Origin of the sequence: Modestobacter italicus, assembly GCF_000306785.1 — a bacterium.
Classification (GTDB): domain Bacteria; phylum Actinomycetota; class Actinomycetes; order Mycobacteriales; family Geodermatophilaceae; genus Modestobacter; species Modestobacter italicus.
The window spans coordinates 425,394-442,584 of sequence record NC_017955.1 but is presented as its reverse complement, the minus strand read 5'-3'; the positions used below and the strand labels follow the sequence as shown (position 1 = coordinate 442,584).

Here is a 17,191-nt window from a genome sequence, read left to right as displayed (position 1 = left end):
TTCGTCGTTGCCCTGACCGCTGTGTCCACCGGAGCCGGCAGCACCGATGGCATGGGCGGGGGCGGCAGTTCCGCCACCGTCGTCCAGCGGCTCACGTCAGGCCGGCCAGCAGAGTCGTGCTCTGGCCAGGGGGCGGGGCTGCCGGGCCGGCCAGCAGCTCCCGCCGGTCGATCAGCCGGAGCGTCGGGTCGGCAGCGCCGAGACGGCCCAGCACCGTGGTGGCGTCGAACTCGTCGCAGCCGTTGAGCACCACGGATGCGTGGTCGCCGGTGACCACGACCTCGTCGGTGGGCCGCAGCAGCGAGCGCAGCTCAGCATCCGCCGGACGACGGAAGTCGGCCAGCACCGCCATGTCCGAGCGGGCCGAACGCCGGTTGGCCGCTGCTCGAGCGCTCTGCAGCTGGTCGAGCACCACGCCGGCGAGGAGCTCGGCGCTGCGGTCCCAGGTGAAGCAACGCGCCCAGTCCTGGCAGGCTGCGGCGACCTCGGCGGCGCGCGGATCCGACGACAGCTCGCGCATCGCGCGGACCAGGGCAGGACCGAAGTCGCTGGCCCGCTCGACCAGCCAGCCGGTCTCGCCGTCCAGGATGGAGTCGCGGATGCCGGGCGCCCGCAGCGCCAGACACGGGACACCCCACGCTGCTGCCTCGATGACCGAGCAACCCCAGCCCTCGGCAGCCGAGGTGGACGTCGTCACCCAGGCGCGGCTGAGCAGCTCGTCACGCTGGGCGTCAGGCAACCGGCCGTGGAACGTGACGGTGTCCTGCAGCGCCAGGTCGGCGACCAGGCCCTGCAGACGGGACCGCTCCGGGCCGTCTCCGATGATGTGCACGGCCAGCCCCGGGACCTGCTCAGCAGCCGTGGCCAGCTGGCCGACCAGCAGGTCCACCCGCTTGTGCGGCACGAGCCGGCTGACGAGCACCAGCGTCGGCCGCTCCGCCCGCTGGCGGACTCCGGCCGGCAGGGTGTCGGTGCCGTTGGGCACCACGAAGATGGGCCCGCGGAAGCCCAGCCGGTGCCGCAGTTCGGTACGGGTGGACGGCGACACAGCAGCGATGGCCCGACGGCCGTAGACGATGCGCGCGACGTTCCGCTCGAGCAGCCGGCCCAACCCGGCGACCACGGGGCCGAATCGGGTGGCGAACTGGTCCTGGTGCACGTGGTGGACCAACTGCACCACCGGCACGCCCTGCCCGGCGAACAGCGGGGAGAAGAACGGGATGCCGTTCTGGCAGTCCACCACCGCGTCGAAGCGGCCACGGGTGCGCAGCAACTGCGCTGCGGTGCGCGGGTAGAGCGACAGGTCGCTGCCTGCCCGGAAGGTCGGGATGCCGTCGAGTTCCTCGTACGCCGGCTGACCCGCCGGCCGAGCGGTGAACCAGGTGACGTCGACGCCGGCCGCCCGCCACCGGCGGCTGATCTCGTGCATGTACTGCTCGGCGCCGCCCGCCTGCGGGTGCCGCACGTCGCGCCAGTTGAGCACCAGCACCCGGGCGCCGGCCAATCCGGTGATGTTCGTGGTCGGCTCCTCGGTCGCGGTCACGACTGACGCAGCTTCTGGACCTGCAGGAGCGCGCCGAAGCTGGCGACACCGTCCTGGAGCGGGCGGAAGGTGGACTGCTCGTCGTCGGTCCACACCACCGGGAGCTCGACGATCCGCCCGCCGTCGGCATAGAGCCGCCACAGCAGCTCGACGTCGAAGGAGAAGCCGGTGGTCCGGCACTGCACCAGGGCCGCCGTCACCGCCTCGCGCTGGAAGAACTTGAACCCGCACTGGGTGTCCCGGATGCCGGGGACCAGTCCGCGGGAGAGCGCCCGGAAGGCGGCGCCGCCGACCCTCCGGGTCAGCGGCTGCCGCTGGGCCAGTTCCGAGTCAGGATGGTGCCGCGAGGCGATCGCCGCTGCCGCCCCGTCGTCCAGGGCGGCCATGGCGGCGGCCAGCGTCTCCACCGGCGTTGCGAGGTCAGCGTCGAAGAAGCCGACGTAGCGCGAGCGACTGCTGAGCAGCGCGCGGCGCACCGCGGCGCCCTTGCCCGGCCGGGCGCAGCCGACCACGTCGACCGGGACCCGTGGGTCCGTCGAGAGCGCGATCGCACGAGCGGCCGCAACGGTGTCGTCGCTGCTGCCGTTGTCCACGATCACCACCCGGGAGGAGTACGGCTGCTCCGCGAGGAACTCGACCGTGCGCCGCAGGGTCCGGGGCAGCCGGGAGTGCTCGTTGAAGGCCGGGATGGCGACCTCGAGGTCAGCAGCCGGGCGGGACCGCGTGATGGAGGCCGAGAGGATGGCGACCCCGGGGGCCGCGATGTCGGCCCGCTGCCGCAGGAGCGGCCCAGCCGGTCGCTCGACTCCGAGGGCGGCTGAACCGCCCCGCACTGGTGTTGACGTCAACGAAACTCCCTAGCAGTGACGGCGCGTGAACGCTCACGCAGTTACGACACTGACTAGGTATCTATTCGGGGGTCAACGGCCTCCCCTCCGTCGGGTGAGGGCATCGTTACTGGCTGCACGCTCCCGCTGCTCAGACTGGTGAGACCGGCAGGGCCAGGGAGTCAACCTGCCGACTCGGAAGGGCCGGCCGGCCGAATCAGTGTGAGCGCCTCCGTCGCCCGGGTCGAGCTCGGGGACGACGCCATGGGCGTCCTTCCGGACATCACGTCCGGGTACGGTGCCGGTTCTATGCGCCGAGCCTCCCCAGCAATGAGCCCGACCGGACGTATCTGCGCATGACCTCGTCTCCCGCGCCGCCGCGGACGACGCCGCGCTGGCTCGAGGCCGCCGGGTCCTCACGCTGGACCGTGCTGCTGCCCCTCGCCGGGCTGCTCCTCGTCGTCGCGCTGGACGCCGCGCTCGCCTACCGGCACTGGCCGATGGTCCTCGCCGGGCTGATCGACGAGCCGGGCCACCTCGTCACCGCTGCACTCCTGCTGGCCGCACTGCTCCCCTGGCGCGGGCGGGCGATCGCCCCGTGGGCGCTGGCCGGGTCCGTCCTGCTGGACGTCGACCACGTGCCGCTCTACTGGTTCTGGCCGGGGATCGCCGCCGAGGGCGGGGGCCGGCCGGTCACCCACTCGCTGATCACCGCAGCCGTGCTGCTCGCCGGCGCAGCCGCACTGACGCGGTGGCGGATCCCGCTCGTCGGCCTGGCCGTCGGCGTCCTGCTGCACCAGCTCCGGGACCTGGCCTCCGGCCCGGGCGTACCACTGCTCTTCCCCTGGACCGAGGCGTGGGTCCGGGTCTCCGAGCGGAGCTACCTCGCGGTCGTGGCGGTGGCCGCCGTCATCGCCACCGTGCGCATCGCCCGCGCGGTCAGCGCGGCAAGAAGCGGCTGAGGAACGGCCGGGAGTACTTGGCGCACGAGCACATCGCGCAGTCGCTGCCGCGGCGGTAGTGCTCGTGGGCCTGCTTGCCGTGCCCGCACGAGCAGGGCTTGGCCATCGCGGCTGCGGACATCGCGGGCCGCACTGGCCCGCCCGAGGCGGCGGCGCGGCGGGCGGCAGCGCGGGCGGCGGCCGGTGCGAACAGCAGCACGTTGCCCCCGATCACGGCAGGAGCACCCGCCGGGACGACCGACGGGGACAGACCAACCTGGAGACCGCGCACGGGCCCTGCCTTTCGCTGCTGCCCTCCCCCAGCGGCGCGAGCGTTCTCGCAGGAGGGCGAGCGGACGCTAACGTGGTACGGCGCTCCGAACCCGCCAGGTGACCGGTCCGTCACGGCGCGTCGTCCCGCTCGTCCCAACCGACCCAACGGCACCGGACCCACGGACGGCGTCCGCGCAGGTCACCCGGACGGGGGGACGTCGGCGCAGCGACCTCCTCGCCCGCGACCGGCCTTGTAACCTGGCCGGCATGTCGGTCGACCGCTCGATCCCGGCCGAACTGACGTTCACGGCCATCATCTGCGCGTACACCCTCGAGCGCTGGGACGACATCAGCGCCGCCGTGGCCAGCCTGCGCGCCCAGACCAGCCCGGTGACCGAGATCGTCCTGGTCTCCGACCACAACGACGAGCTGCTCGCCCGGGCCACCGCCGCGTTCCCCGACGTCCGCTGCCTGGCCAACGCCGGCCAGCAGGGCCTGTCGGGCGCCCGCAACACCGGCGTGGCCGCCGCGACCGGTGACATCGTCGCCTTCCTGGACGACGACGCCGCCGCCGAGCCCGGCTGGGTGGTCGCCCAGCTCGACGCCTACCGCGACGAGCAGGTCCTCGGCGTCGGCGGCTGGGTGCTGCCGGCCTGGAAGGCCCCGCGGCCGGACTGGTTCCCCGACGAGTTCCTCTGGGTCGTCGGCTGCAGCTACGCCGGCCTGCCCACCACCCGGGCGGAGATCCGCAACCCCATCGGCGCGAACATGAGCTTCCGCCGCAGCGCCTTCACCGTCGCCGGTGGCTTCGACCCGATGATGGGCCGACTCGGCAAGGACGCCGCCGGCTGCGAGGAGACCGAGTTCGCCATCCGCGCCCGCGGCGCCTTCGACGGCTCCCGGATCGTGATGGCGCCCGACGCCGTCTGCCGGCACAACGTCTCCCCCGACCGGGTGACCCGCGCCTACTTCCGGCGCCGCTGCCAGGCCGAGGGCCGCTCCAAGGCCCTCGTCAGCCAGCTCACCGGCAGCGACACCGCACTCTCCAGCGAGCGCACCTACGTCTCGCGGACCCTGCCGCTGGGGATCCTGCGGCACCTGCGCTCCGGCGGCCGCGCCGGCGTCGGCCAGGCCTGGGCCATCGTCGAGGGCACGGCCCTCACCGCCTCGAGCTACCTCGTCGCGCGGCTGCGTGCCCGGAGGGTTCCCACCGGGGCGTGACCTCGGTCATGTCCTGAGTATTCCCGTCCCTTCCCGGCCGACGCTGTGCGCGGCATCGGCCGGGGCTACGTATCTCACCCAGCGTCCGGTTCATTCCCGCGAGCCGTGACCGCTTGCTGTCGGGGAACCCGCCGCTCGATGTGACGCCACGTGGTCAGCACTGTCCGTAGCGTGGTTGTCGATCACAGATGCGGTTGCAGCCGGTCACGAGCGACTGTGACGCAATGGCCTCATCCGCATACACAGCGTGTTCGAACCGCCTGCAAAGTGCCGCTGTGACCTGCGTCAATACGCCGTGAACATCACCACCGGTACGGGTGAACGCACCAAGATCCGGTTTACAGAACTGACCCTCTCCGGTAGAAAAGTCCCCGAACGGCGAACACGCTGAGTGAGGGCGGGTCGCCGCGGGGGTCTTCCGGTCAACCGACCGGGTGGCACTCGGGCAGGAGCAGGTGGCACATCGTCACCGACTCCCCGCCGTCCATCCAGTACCTGCACAACGGGGAAGCGATGACCCGCCGGGCGCAATTGGTCGCCTTAGCCCGGCGGTGAGCAGAGGCGAAACCGGCCCGTTCCTTTCACAGGAGGAGTCCGGCTCATGCGCCGTAACACCGTGGTCGAGATGAAGGCCTCTCGCACGACCGACACCCGCGCCCCCAAGGTCAGCGTGGTCGTCCCGACGTACAACGAGGCCAAGAACCTCCCCCACGTGTTCTCGCTGATGCCCGAGGACGTCCACGAGATCATCGTGGTCGACGGCCGCAGCGTCGACGACACGATCGAGGTCGCGAAGTCGCTGCGCCCCGACGTGAAGATCGTGCTGCAGAACCGCCTGGGCAAGGGCAACGCGATGGCGTGCGGCTTCGAGGCCGTCACCGGCGACATCGTCGTCATGCTCGACGCCGACGGCTCCGCCGACCCGCGTGAGATCCCGCTCTACGTCGCCGCGCTCACCGCCGGCGCCGACTTCGCCAAGGGCACCCGCTTCGCCAACGGCGGCGGCAGCTCCGACATCACCCGGGTCCGCGCCTGGGGCAACCGGTGGCTCAACCGCTCGGCGAACCTGCTGTTCGGCACCAGCTACACCGACCTCTGCTACGGCTACAACGCCTTCTGGGCGCACTGCCTGCCGGTCCTGGAGCTCAACGCCAGCGACAACGGGCAGACCGAGCGCACCTGGGGCGACGGCTTCGAGATCGAGACCCTGATCAACACGCGCGTCGCCAAGGGCAAGCTGCGCATCGTCGAGGTCCCGAGCTTCGAGTACGAGCGGCTGCACGGCACCAGCAACCTCAACACCTGGCGCGACGGCATGCGCGTGCTCCGCGCCCTGGTCATCGAGCGGCTGAACAACAAGGGCAAGGTCGACCGCAACCGGTCGTTGAAGGCCAGCACCACCCCGGCCGCCCGCCTGGTCGCGACCAACGTCGCCGACCTCGAGACGGCCGACGCCCAGTCCGCCTGATCACTCGAAGACCCCCTGGGTCCGTCGCCGTGCGATGGGGTCAGGGGGTCTTCGGCATCTCCGGGGCGGGTGCCGTCAGCCGGCGGTGCTCAGGCGCGGAGCTGGAACCGCGGGCCGGAGCGGTCGAAGCGGTAGCAGTCGCACATCCCGCAGTCCGAACCGCTGCGGTAGTGGTCGTGGGCCTCGCGGGCGTGCGCGCAGGTGCACAGCTGGGTCCGGCACTTCCGGGGCGCCTTCCGACGTTGGACCGGCTGTACCGGCGCAGCGACGAGATCGGGGACCACGTGCAGATGGCGGGCAGGGGACGTGTCAGTGCTCACGCGCATGGTGGGACCCCCTCCGCAGGACGTCATCATGGTCAACTAGCCAGGCGACCGTCCAACCAAACCAGATGGACGCCCCGCTGCGAAGACCTCGGACGAGATCTGCGGCGAGAACTACGGCAGACCGGGCCGCTGACAGGGAGGCTGAGCACCATGGAGCGCACCGCGACCGGGTGCCCGCGCGGCCGGGCCGCGCTCAGCCCGCTGAGCGGCGGAACCGCGCGCGCAGCGAGCGGTGGAAGCGCCCGCAGCCGCACAGCGCGCAGTCACTGCCCGCTCGGTAGTGCTCGTGGGCCTGCTTCCGGTGCCCGCACGAGCACGGCGCCCCGGTGGGCTCCGGTGGCGGAGGCTGGTCGGCCACGGCCGACAGTGGCGGCACGCAGTGCAGACGGAACTCTCCGGGATGACCCGCGGCCCCAGCGTCGAAAGGCATCCCCGCCCCCGTTCCTCCGGTCCCCCGTGAGACGGAACGGTACGGCACAGCTGCCCCAGCAGCACGCCGATCCCGCGCGGACGTGCAGGTGAGCGCGCCGGAGACGGTGGCCGTCGAGCCCGCGCCCGAGCGTCGCCCGACGCTGTGGCAGCGCACCCGCCGCCGTCCGTGGACCTACCTCGTCGCCGCCGTGGGCGTCGTCGCCGTGGGAGGCACCCTGCTGACCGGCCCGGACTCGAGCGCGCCGGACGAGGACCTGCCCGGCTGGGACCTGGTCCTGTCCGAGGACTTCGACTCCGACGCCGGGACCGGCGACTTCGCCGACACCTACCCCGGCTGGGCCGGCTACGACGGCGCCCGGGACACCTCCCGGGACCTGGGCCGCCCGCAGGCCACCCAGGGGCTCTACGACAGCGGCAGCACCACCACGGTGGAGGACGGCATCGTCGACGTCCGGGTGCACACCTCGGGGACGACCCCGCAGGTGATGGCCCTGACCCCGACGCCGGACGGGAAGTGGTGGTCCGGTCAGCAGTACGGGCGGTACTCCGTCCGGTTCCGGACCGACACCGTGCCCGGCTACAAGGTGGCCTGGCTGCTGTGGCCCTCCAGCGACGACTGGACCGAGGGCGAGATCGACTTCCCCGAGGCCGACCTCGGCGACGACATCTCCGGCGCCTCCCACGAGATCACCGGCGACCCGAGCATCAACGCCTTCAAGATCGACACCGGGATGTCGACCACGGACTGGCACACAGCCACGATCGAGTGGCTGCCCGGCCGGCTCACCTTCATCCTCGACGACGAGTCCTGGACGACGACCGACCCGTCGGCGATCCCGGTGAACCCGATGCGCTGGGTGCTGCAGACCGAGACCCAGCTCGAGCAGGAGGGCCCCGACCCGAGCGCGTCCGGGCACGTCTACATCGACTGGGTCGCCGCCTGGTCCATGTCCGACACCGCCGGGGACGCCGCCCGCGCCGAGAAGTGACCGCTCTGCCTCGTCGAGGCCAGGAGTGGTCACGTCTGCTCTCAGACAGGCGGAGCCAACGCTGAACTGGTCGGTCTCGTTACCGATCGTCTCGGTACGGTCACTGCTGGTGCAGATGTGACGCGTGATGTGGCTGTGCGCACATGCGCCAATCCGCTCTGTGTTTTTTGTAATTACACAGCTAGCTTTCGACGCGATGAAGACGAACCGATCACGCCGCCGCCTGTTCGCCGGGTCGGTCGCCCTCGCTGCCACCTTCTGCGGAACCGCCATCTCGCAGCACACGGGCGCTCGTCCCGACCCGGCATCCGCGCCCGTGGTGAGTGACGCGGCCGCCGGCTCCGGCTGGGACGAGGAGGCCGCCATCCGGGCGCAGCGACCGACCCGCGCCCCCCGGCCCACCGCCACCCCGACGACCGCCGCCCCCGCCCCGGCCACCACCACGGCGGCCACCGCACCGACCACCGCTGCGCCGAAGCCGGCCCCCACGACCACGGCTCCGGCGCCCAAGCCGGCCCCGACCACCCAGGCGCCCGCAGCCGCACCCGCGCCGGTCGTCTCCAGCGGCACCGCCGTCCCCCGGGGCGACCTGCCCGGCTGGCGGCAGACCCTCGCCGAGGACTTCACCAAGGCGGCACCACTGGGCTCCTTCGCCTCCACCTACCCCGGCTGGGCCGGGTACGACGGCGGCACCGACACCTCGGGCAACGGCCGCTACAACAGCGCCACCACCACCAGCGTCCGCGACGGCCTGCTGGACAAGTACCTCCACAGTGACGGTTCCGGCGCCCAGGTCATGGCCCTGACGCCACCGATCGCCAGCCAGACCTACGGCCGCTACGCCGTCCGGTTCAAGATGGACCAGGTGCCCGGCTACAAGGTGGCCTGGCTGCTGTGGCCGGCCAGCGACAACTGGACCCAGGGCGAGCTGGACTTCCCCGAGGGCAGTGTCGGCGGGCGGGCCTCCGGCTTCGCCCACGACACCAGCGGCAACCCGTCGAACAACGTCTGGTCGGTCGACACCGGCATGGCGACGACCGAGTGGCACACCGCGGTCATCGAGTGGGCGCCCGGCAGCCTGACCTACACCATGGACGGCAAGTCCTGGACGACGAACAACGCCCGGGCGATCCCGACCAACCCGATGCGCTGGGTGCTGCAGACCGAGACCGAGCTCGAGGGCGGCCGGCCCAACGCGGGCAGCGCCGGCCACATCTACATCGACTGGGTCGCCACCTGGGCGCGCAGCTGACCCTGCTCCACCGACCCGTCCCGGGGTCCGGCTAGTTGCCGGACCCCGGGACGAGCGCGTTCGCCTCGAACCACTCGGCCAGGTCGTCGGGCTGGAAGCACGACGGGTCGATGTGCCCGCCCTCGCAGCCGACCGCGCTGATGTCCGCCACGCCCTGCAGCTTGGCCAGGAACGGCTCGGCGTTCTCCGCGTAGACCACCGTGGAGTCCTCGGGGGCGATGTAGAGCCGGATCGGGTCACCGGCGAACTGCTCGGCGGGGATGTTCAGCGGGTTCTGCGTCCCGGTCGGCAGCTGCCCGCCGTACGCGGCGCGCAACTCCTCCCCGTACTCGGTGTCCGCCGCGACCGTCGGGTCCACCAGCATGGAGATGCCGGCCAGGCCGGCGAGGTCGGGGATCTGGTCGCCCGCCAGGATCTGCAGCGCGGCCACCCCGCCCATCGACTCGGCGAGCAGGAACGTCTGCGGGGTGTCGTACCGGCTCTTGAGCTCCGCGGCCAGCGCCACGTAGTCCTGCTGCGAGGCCTCGTTGCCCCAGGCGTTGAAGTGCGCATCGCTCGCCGCCACGACGTACCCGTCGGCCACCAGCCGGTCGGTCACCCGCTTCTGGTCGCTCCCGCCGGTCAGCGAGTCGTGCGTCTCCCCGTGCCCGTGCACGTAGAGCACCAGCCCCGTGGGGTCGTCGCCGGGCGGGACGACGGCGACCGCGGATTGACCGCCGACCTCCAGGTCCACGACCTGCGGCTCGTCGGAGCTGGTGTCCGGCTCGGACGGCGCATCCGACGACCCGCAGCCGACCAGCAGCCCGAGCGCGGCCAGCCCACCGAGGAGGACCTGCACGGGCCGCCGGGCCGTGGTGCGTCGTCGTCCCCGGGGGTCCACGCCCACGCCGGGCCGGTCACTGTCCGCGAGGGTCTGCATGACCTCAGGGTAAGCGGGCTGGTCCGGCGCCCCCGCCGACGCGGCCGGATCACCCCATCGGGGGGCAGCAGACGTGGTGTCCACCTCAGCCACACCTGACGAACAGCTCCAGCCGATACCTTGGCTGTGCGCGGCCGGAGCAGACGGCCCCTGGCGACTCCTGGAGCACACCCCCTCGTGAGGATCTTGACCCAGGCCTTCACCCTCGAGCGGGTCGGCGGCATCGAGGTGAACACCCTCGAGGTGTCCCGTGCCCTGGCCGCCCGCGGCCACGACGTGCACGTCGTACACGGGCCGCCGCTCCTGGGCCCGGACACCCCGAACATGCGCGCCGACTTCGAGGCCGCCGGCATCACGCTGCACGGCCCGCAGCCGATGCTCTCGCCGAGCCCGGTCACCGCGCTGCCGATCCTCGGCACCGCCTGGCCCACCGCGTCGCTGGCGGCCCGGCTGCGCCCCGACGTCGTCTGGCTGCAGCGCTTCGAGCACATCGTGTGGGGCCAGTTGTCCGCCCGCCGCTGCGGCGCCCCGCTGGTCACCCACCTGCACCACGCGCTGACCAGCCGGCGGATCACGCCGGTCATCGCCCGCGGGGTCGACCAGTTCATCGCGGTGTCGGACTTCATGCGCGGGCGCTGGATCGACGACGGCCTGCGCGCGGACAAGATCACCGTGGTGCACAACGCCGTCCCCGCCGAGCAGTACCCGCTCGGTGGCGACGCAGAGCTCGTGCAGGCCCGGCAGCAGCTCGGGCTGCCGCAGGACCTGCGGATCGCGCTGTTCTACGGCCGGCTGGAGGCCGCCAAGGGCCTCACCCTGGCGCTCAACGCCTGGGAGCTCGCCGGCGACCAGCTGGGCACCGCGCACCTCGTGCTGGCCGGGGACTTCCCCGCCGGGGAGACCGACGCGCTGCGCCGCCGGGTCAGCGACCTGGTCGCGGCCGGCCGGGCCACCCTGCTGCCGCCTCAGCGCGACGTCGTCCCGCTGCTGCACGCCGCCGACCTGGTGCTCTTCCCGAGCCAGCTGCCGGAGTCCTTCGGCCGGGTCGCGCTGGAGGCGCTGATGTCCGGCCGCCCGGTGCTGGCCACCGACGTCGGCGGGGTGCCGGAGATCCTCGCCGGCCCGCTGGCGGACCTGCTGGTGCCGCGCACCGACGTCCAGGCGTTCGCGACGAAGCTGGTCCGGCTGCTCGACTGGCGGCGGGACGACCCGGGCTTCGGCGCGCTCTGCGCCGCCGAGGCGACGGCCCGCTTCGGCTGGTCCGCGCACGTCGACCGGATCGAGCAGCTGCTCGGCGACGCCGGCCGGCCGCATCGCTCCACCGCCTGAGCCCCCCGCGGCTGAGCAGTACCGGTCGTCGGGCCCGGCGTGTCCGGCCGGGTCGACGACCGGAACTGCCCACTGGGCAGCAGAGGCCGGTCAGGCGGTGGCGCGTGCGCCGTCCGGCGCTGCCACGCCGCCGGTGTCCCCGGCGCGGGCGATCTTGAGCTGGTGCAGGAACCAGGGCAGGCACAGCACGGCGACGGCGAACCGGCCGAGGTTCCAGGTGGTGTCCTGCGGCAGCAGGGTGCTCAGCGCGGCGACCGCGAGCGCGGTCGCGGCGCCGACCTGCAGCTTCCAGTGGATCCGCGGCCAGCGGACGTGCTTGGGCAGCGCGAGCCGGTGCATCACCGTCTGCACGATGAAGGCGGCCATGGTCGCCGCGGCACCGCCGGCCAGCCCCCAGACCGGCAGCAGGACGACGTTCAGGACGACGTTGAGCACGGCGGCGACGATGGCCGCCACCGCCAGGTTGTTGGTGTGCTCCAGGGTGATCAGCGCGCGGGCGGTGGCGTTGCCGATGAGCACCGGGAAGCCGGCCGCCGCGACCAGGAAGACGACGAACAGCAGCTCCTCGGGGGCGAAGCTGGCCGGTGCGGCGATCACCAGGGCGAACGGGGCGCCCAGGGTGAGACCGACGATCACCGGCATCATGAGCCGGAGCAGCGCGTCGCGCGAGCGGCCGATGAGCACCCAGCGCGCGGCCTCGTCCCGGACGGCGGCGATCTGCGGCGCCCAGGCCATGCTGGCCATGCCGAGCAGGATGATCGCCACGTTCCCGACGTTGTAGGCGATCTGGTAGCGGCCGACCTCCTCGGCGCCCAGCACCCGCTGGATCACCAACCGGTCGCCGGCGTTGAGCACGTAGACCGCCAGCGAGCTGACCATCAGCGGGACGCCGAGCTTGAGCGCGCGGCGGGCCAGCGGGACGTCGGCGATCCCCGCCCAGCGCGGCCTGACCAGCACGAACCCGATGAGCATCGTGACGACGAGCGCGCCGAGGTAGCCCAGCGCGTAGGCCATCGCCGTCCGCTCGTCGAGCAGCACGATCAGCAGCATGCCGATGACCTGGCCGCCGACCCCGTAGAGCAGGTTCACCACCGAGAAGGCCCGGAGCCTGTCCTCGCTGAGCAGCATGACCGAGGACAACATGATGCCGACCGAGGGCGGCGTCCACAGCAGGGTGACCAGCACCAGCGACGAGGCGCCGTCGAAGCCGAGGGTGTCGCTCCACAGCCCGGCCGTGGCGACGGCGACCAGCGTGACCACCGCACCGATGCCGACGCCGGCGGCGACCAGCGAGCGGGCCGCCCGGTCGCTGCCGGTCTCGGCGCGGAGCAGGATCACCGCCTGGTCGAATCCCAGCACGGCGAGGACCACCAGCACCTGGCTGAGCGCCATGCCCGACGCCAGCCGGCCGAACTCCTCGGCGGGGAGCAGGTGGGCGAGCACCGGGTAGACGACGACGGCGCTCAGCAGCTGCAGCGACCAGACGGCGACGTAGAGCAGCCCCCGGCCGAACAGCGACTGCCCCTCGGGCGCCGGCGGGGCACCGTCGGGCGGCAGGCTGCCCGAGGACATCGCCTGGTCGGCCGGGTCGGAGGCGACGGCCGGGTCGGTGAGGTCGTCGACGGTCCGCGGGGCACCGGTGGTCCCCGCACCGGTCCCGTCGGCCCGGTGCCGCCCGGTACCGCCGTGCAGGGCCTCCCGGCCCGCGACCGGCTCGCCTGGCAGCTCCACGCGTCTCCCTCCGGCACGTGCCCCGCGGGCCCGTGTTCGTGTCTCTCCGTGTTCGGGCCCTTGCGGCCCGTCGGACGGACAGCGTCGTCCGGGAAGCGCCGACTGCGGTCGGCGGTCAACCGAGAGTATGCGGTCCACGCGCCGTCCGGCGAGGAGTCGTCCCTTTCGAGTGAGCCGTGCACGCTTCCGCGCTACGAGTTGCGTCCGATCTCTACGCTACGCAGGGTGACGAGACTGGCGGTCGAGCCCGGACGGCGCCTCGGCCTGCCGGCCGGCGCGGCCGTCCGCCTGCGCTGCCTCGACCTCGCCGTCCCCGCGGCCGGGGTCGCCGCCGCCCGCCGGCTCCTCTCCGCTGCCGAGCTCGCCCACGCCGACCGGGGCTCACCGAGCGTCCGCGACCGGCGGGTGCTGCTCCGCGCGGCGCTGCGCACCCTCGCCGGTGAGGTGCTCGATCTCTCCCCCTCCGCCGTCCCGCTCGCCGACCCGCCCGGACGCCCCTCCGTGCTGGTCGCCGGCGTGGACGCGAGCTGCTCGGCCAGCGCCGGGATCGGCGTGGTGGCGGTCGTCCGCGGTGCCCGGGTCGGGGTCGACGTCGAGCGGGTCGGCCGCAGCACCCTCGCCGAGGCGGCGGAGGAGGCCTGGCTGGCGCCGGCCGAGCTGGCCGCCCTGACCGCGCTGCCCGAGGCCGACCAGGCCGAGGCGCTCACCCGGTGCTGGACGCAGAAGGAGGCCGTGCTCAAGGGCCTCGGCGTCGGGCTGCACCGGGACCCGCGCACCGTGCTCACCCCCGTGGCCTCCCGCGGCCACGGGTCGGTCGGCGACTGGCAGCTGACGCCGGTCGCCGTCCCCGCCGGATGGGTGGCGAGCCGAGCCGTCCGCCCGGCTGCTGCCGCGCCGCAGCTGCTGTCCCGAGGAACGAGGTACCGATGACCCGAGCGACCCTGTCCGCCGACGTCGTGCAGCAGCCGGCCGGCACCCAGCTGGCCGACTTCCGCGCCGCGGTGGCCGCGCTGACCGATCGCGACCTGACCGCCGCGACGGCCCTGCACGCCTGGTCGGTCGAGTCGTACCGGGACTTCTGGCGGGCGTTCCTGGACTGGTCCGGGCTCGTCTGGGAGGGGTCGACCGACGTCGTGAGCACCAGCGACGACGTCGAGTCCGCACGCTTCTTCCCCGACGTCCGGCTCAACTACGCGGAGAACCTGCTCCGCCCGCTGCCCGGCGTCGACGACGACGCCGTCTGCCTGACCTCGGTGCACGGCGACGGCGCCCGCCGCCGCTGGACCCGGCGCCAGCTGCGCGACGACGTCGCCGACGCCGCCGCGGTGCTCGCCGCCCAGGGCGTCCGGGCCGGCGGCCGCGTCGTGGTGGTGGCGCCGAACAACGGCAACGCCGTCCTCGCCGCACTCGCCACCGCCGCGCTCGGCGCCGCGGTGGCCACGGCCATGCCGGACATGGGGCCGGCCGCGCTGCTCGGCCGGTTCACCCAGGTCGAGCCCACCCTGCTGCTGCTCGACCGCGGCGGACGCCCCGGCTGGTCGGGGGAGGCCGGCGACGTCCTGGACGAGCTGCTCGCCGAGCTGCCGTCGGTGTGCAGCGTGATCGTGCTCGACGACGAGCCGCTGCCCGCGGTCGGCGACCGCTCGGTGAGCCGCCTCGCCGACCGGGTCGCCGCGCTGCCCGCCGGCGCTCCGCGCCCGGAGTGGCCGCGGCAGGCGTTCGACGAGCCGCTGTTCGTGATGTTCTCCTCCGGCACGACCGGGCCGCCCAAGGCGATGGTGCACGGCGCCGGCGGCACGCTGCTCGAGCACGTCAAGGAGCACCGGCTGCACGGCGACCTCCGCCCGGCCGACCGGCTGTACTTCCACACCACGACCGCCTGGATGATGTGGAACTGGCAGCTGTCCGCGCTCGCCGTCGGCGCCTCGATCGTGCTGTTCGACGGCGTGGTGCAGGGCCCGCAGACGCTGTGGGAGCTGGCTGCCGAGGAGCAGGTGACCGTGTTCGGCACCAGCCCCGCGCACCTGCAGCTGTGCCAGGACGCCGGCTACCGCCCGGCCGACGCGGTCGCCCTGCCGGCGCTGCGCGCGGTCATGTCCACCGGCGCGGTGCTGCACGACTGGCAGTTCGACTGGTTCGCCGACGCCGTCGGCCCCCAGCCGCTGCAGTCGATCAGCGGCGGCACCGACATCATCGGCTGCTTCGTGCTCGGCCACCCCGAGCTGCCGGTCGTCCGGGGGCGCAGCCAGTCCCTCGGCCTCGGCCTGGACGTCGCCGTCCTGGACGACGCCGGCCTGCCGGTGCTCGACCAGCCCGGCGAGCTGGTCTGCCGCCGCCCGTTCCCCTCCCGCCCGGTGCGCTTCCTGCGGGACGCCGGAGGCGCCCGGCTGCACCGCGCCTACTACGCCCAGCACCCCGGCGTGTGGACCCACGGGGACGTCGCCGACCTCGCCGCCGACGGGACCCTCCGCGTCCACGGCCGCTCCGACGGTGTGCTCAACATCGACGGCATCCGGATCGGCCCGGCCGAGATCTACCAGGTGCTGCGCCGGCTGCCGGAGATCGAGCAGTCCGTCGCCGTCGAGCAGCGGCACCCCATCCAGCGCGGCGCCACCCGGCTCGTGCTGCTGGTGAAGCTGCGCGGGGACGCCGTGCTCGACGGGGAGCTGGAGACCCGGATCCGCAGCACGCTGCGCCAGCAGGCCGGCTCGGCGCACGTGCCCGCGCTGGTCGTCGCGGTCCCCGAGGTGCCGCTGACCCACAGCGGCAAGACGTCGGAGAGCGCGGTCCGGGACACCGTCAACGGCGACCCGGTCGCCAACACCGCGGCGCTGCGCAACCCCGGCTCGCTCGCCGGCATCACCGCTGCCCTGGAGGCAGCGGTGCGCGCCGCGGCGGTCGAGCCCGTCGCCGCCGACGACGAGGTGCTGGCGACCGTCGGGCACCTGTGGCACGAGCTCGGCGTGGACCCGCACGACGGCATCGAGGACTTCTTCGACCTGGGCGGCACGTCGCGGCAGTCGATGACCCTGCTCCGCCGGGTGCAGCTGGAGCTGGGCGCCGACGTCCCGGTCGAGCAGTTCCTCGCCGATCCGACCATCCCGGGTGTCGCCGCGGCGGTCCGCCGCGGCGGTGTGCAGCGGAGCACGGTCGTCCAGCTGGTGCCCGGCGAGCCCACCGGGGTGCCGCTGTTCCTCGTGCACGACGCCTGGGGCGACGTGGAGGTCTACCGGCCGCTGGCCGAGCAGCTGACCGGCACCGGCCCGGTGTACGGCGTCCGGGCCGACCTGCTGCACGCCGACGGGACGACGAAGTCGGTGCACGAGCTGGCCGTCGAGGGCCTCGCCGCCGTGCGGAGCACCGCGCAGGACGCCCCGCTGCACCTGGCCGGCTTCTCCTTCGGCGGTCTGGTCGCCTTCGAGATGGCTCGGCTCAGCGCCGGCGAGGGGCGCCCGGTGGAGTTCCTCGGCCTGCTGGACACCCTGCCGCCGCTGGCCTCCATGCGGCCGTTGGAGCGGGTGGCGCACGAGCTGGCCGGCCAGCTGAGCGCGGTCGTGCCCGGGCTGGCCGACCGGCCGCTGCGCGAGGTGCTGCAGCAGCGGTTCCGGCCGGACTCGAAGCCGGCGGACCGGCAGGTGCTGGACCGCTCCGGCGCGGTGTTCGCCGAGCACCGGCTGGCGCCCTACGCCGGCCCGGTCACCTACTTCCGGGCGCGGTCGCGGGTGCCGGTCGCCGGCAACGTGCTCACCGTGTGGCGGCGGATGGCGCCGGACCTCACCGTCGAGCCGGCCGCCGGGTCGCACCACGACCTGCTGGCCGCCCGGTACGTCGGCGAGCTGGGCCGCCGGCTCTCCGCGGCCGTGCAGCGCGCCACCTCCTGAGACGACCCCGGCCGGCCGCTGGTCAGCGGCCGGCCGGGGTCGGTCAGGTGTGCACGGCG

At 73.5% G+C, this 17,191-nt stretch carries 14 protein-coding genes; 8 read left to right on the top strand and 6 right to left on the bottom strand.

Going from position 1 to position 17,191, the window contains the following annotated elements; genetic code table 11:
• Window positions 1-91 precede the first annotated feature (91 nt).
• Window positions 92-1,543, bottom strand: a complete 1,452-nt coding sequence (locus MODMU_RS02100) for a glycosyltransferase family 4 protein (RefSeq protein ID WP_014738503.1) — start codon at window positions 1,541-1,543, stop codon at window positions 92-94.
• On the bottom strand, window positions 1,540-2,391 hold the full coding sequence (locus MODMU_RS02095; RefSeq protein ID WP_197537374.1) for a glycosyltransferase: 852 nt from the start codon (window positions 2,389-2,391) through the stop codon (window positions 1,540-1,542). The genes MODMU_RS02100 and MODMU_RS02095 overlap by 4 nt, the downstream gene beginning before the upstream one ends.
• A gap of 335 nt (window positions 2,392-2,726) precedes the next feature.
• On the opposite strand from MODMU_RS02095, the gene MODMU_RS02090 reads away from it, so the two are divergent.
• Window positions 2,727-3,332 carry a metal-dependent hydrolase gene (locus MODMU_RS02090; RefSeq protein WP_041794864.1) on the top strand — a complete coding sequence of 202 codons (606 nt, stop codon included), beginning with the start codon at window positions 2,727-2,729 and terminating at the stop codon, window positions 3,330-3,332.
• Here the strand turns inward: MODMU_RS02090 and MODMU_RS02085 are convergent.
• Complete coding sequence (locus MODMU_RS02085) at window positions 3,310-3,546, bottom strand: hypothetical protein (RefSeq protein ID WP_041794862.1); 237 nt, start codon at window positions 3,544-3,546, stop codon at window positions 3,310-3,312. The two genes, MODMU_RS02090 and MODMU_RS02085, sit on opposite strands and share 23 nt — an antisense overlap.
• A gap of 305 nt (window positions 3,547-3,851) precedes the next feature.
• Here MODMU_RS02085 and MODMU_RS02080 point away from each other — a divergent pair, with 305 nt between their 5' ends.
• Both MODMU_RS02080 and MODMU_RS02075 read left to right on the top strand, forming a co-directional pair.
• The gene (locus MODMU_RS02080) at window positions 3,852-4,805 is read left to right on the top strand and encodes a glycosyltransferase family 2 protein (RefSeq protein ID WP_014738498.1); all 954 of its coding nucleotides are present in this window, start codon (window positions 3,852-3,854) and stop codon (window positions 4,803-4,805) included.
• A 601-nt stretch (window positions 4,806-5,406) separates the two neighbouring features.
• Window positions 5,407-6,273 carry a glycosyltransferase family 2 protein gene (locus MODMU_RS02075; protein WP_014738496.1) on the top strand — a complete coding sequence of 289 codons (867 nt, stop codon included), beginning with the start codon at window positions 5,407-5,409 and terminating at the stop codon, window positions 6,271-6,273.
• Between the two features lie 89 nt (window positions 6,274-6,362).
• Here MODMU_RS02075 and MODMU_RS02070 read toward each other — a convergent pair whose 3' ends face one another.
• A complete protein-coding gene (locus MODMU_RS02070) occupies window positions 6,363-6,593 on the bottom strand; it encodes a hypothetical protein (protein WP_041794860.1) in 231 nt (76 codons plus the stop codon).
• Window positions 6,594-7,117: 524 nt separating this feature from the next.
• On the opposite strand from MODMU_RS02070, the gene MODMU_RS02065 reads away from it, so the two are divergent.
• Window positions 7,118-8,020, top strand: a complete 903-nt coding sequence (locus MODMU_RS02065; RefSeq protein ID WP_014738494.1) for a glycoside hydrolase family 16 protein — start codon at window positions 7,118-7,120, stop codon at window positions 8,018-8,020.
• 316 nt (window positions 8,021-8,336) lie between these two features.
• Window positions 8,337-9,272 carry a glycoside hydrolase family 16 protein gene (locus MODMU_RS02060; protein ID WP_051143906.1) on the top strand — a complete coding sequence of 312 codons (936 nt, stop codon included), beginning with the start codon at window positions 8,337-8,339 and terminating at the stop codon, window positions 9,270-9,272.
• Window positions 9,273-9,303: 31 nt separating this feature from the next.
• Here the strand turns inward: MODMU_RS02060 and MODMU_RS26655 are convergent, their stop codons facing one another.
• Window positions 9,304-10,191: an alpha/beta hydrolase gene (locus MODMU_RS26655; RefSeq protein ID WP_014738492.1), complete on the bottom strand. Its 888-nt coding sequence runs from the start codon at window positions 10,189-10,191 to the stop codon at window positions 9,304-9,306.
• Between the two features lie 177 nt (window positions 10,192-10,368).
• On the opposite strand from MODMU_RS26655, the gene MODMU_RS02050 reads away from it, so the two are divergent.
• Window positions 10,369-11,520, top strand: a complete 1,152-nt coding sequence (locus MODMU_RS02050; RefSeq protein WP_014738491.1) for a glycosyltransferase family 4 protein — start codon at window positions 10,369-10,371, stop codon at window positions 11,518-11,520.
• Between the two features lie 90 nt (window positions 11,521-11,610).
• On the opposite strand, the gene MODMU_RS02045 is transcribed toward MODMU_RS02050, so the two are convergent.
• Entirely contained in the window at window positions 11,611-13,251 is a 1,641-nt protein-coding gene (locus MODMU_RS02045; protein WP_014738490.1) for a lipopolysaccharide biosynthesis protein, read from the bottom strand.
• Window positions 13,252-13,476: 225 nt separating this feature from the next.
• Between MODMU_RS02045 and MODMU_RS02040 the strand changes: the two genes are divergently transcribed.
• A complete protein-coding gene (locus MODMU_RS02040; protein ID WP_014738489.1) occupies window positions 13,477-14,181 on the top strand; it encodes a 4'-phosphopantetheinyl transferase family protein in 705 nt (234 codons plus the stop codon).
• Window positions 14,178-17,132: an acetoacetate--CoA ligase gene (locus MODMU_RS02035; protein WP_014738488.1), complete on the top strand. Its 2,955-nt coding sequence runs from the start codon at window positions 14,178-14,180 to the stop codon at window positions 17,130-17,132. The genes MODMU_RS02040 and MODMU_RS02035 overlap by 4 nt, the downstream gene beginning before the upstream one ends.
• Window positions 17,133-17,191: the final 59 nt, after the last annotated feature.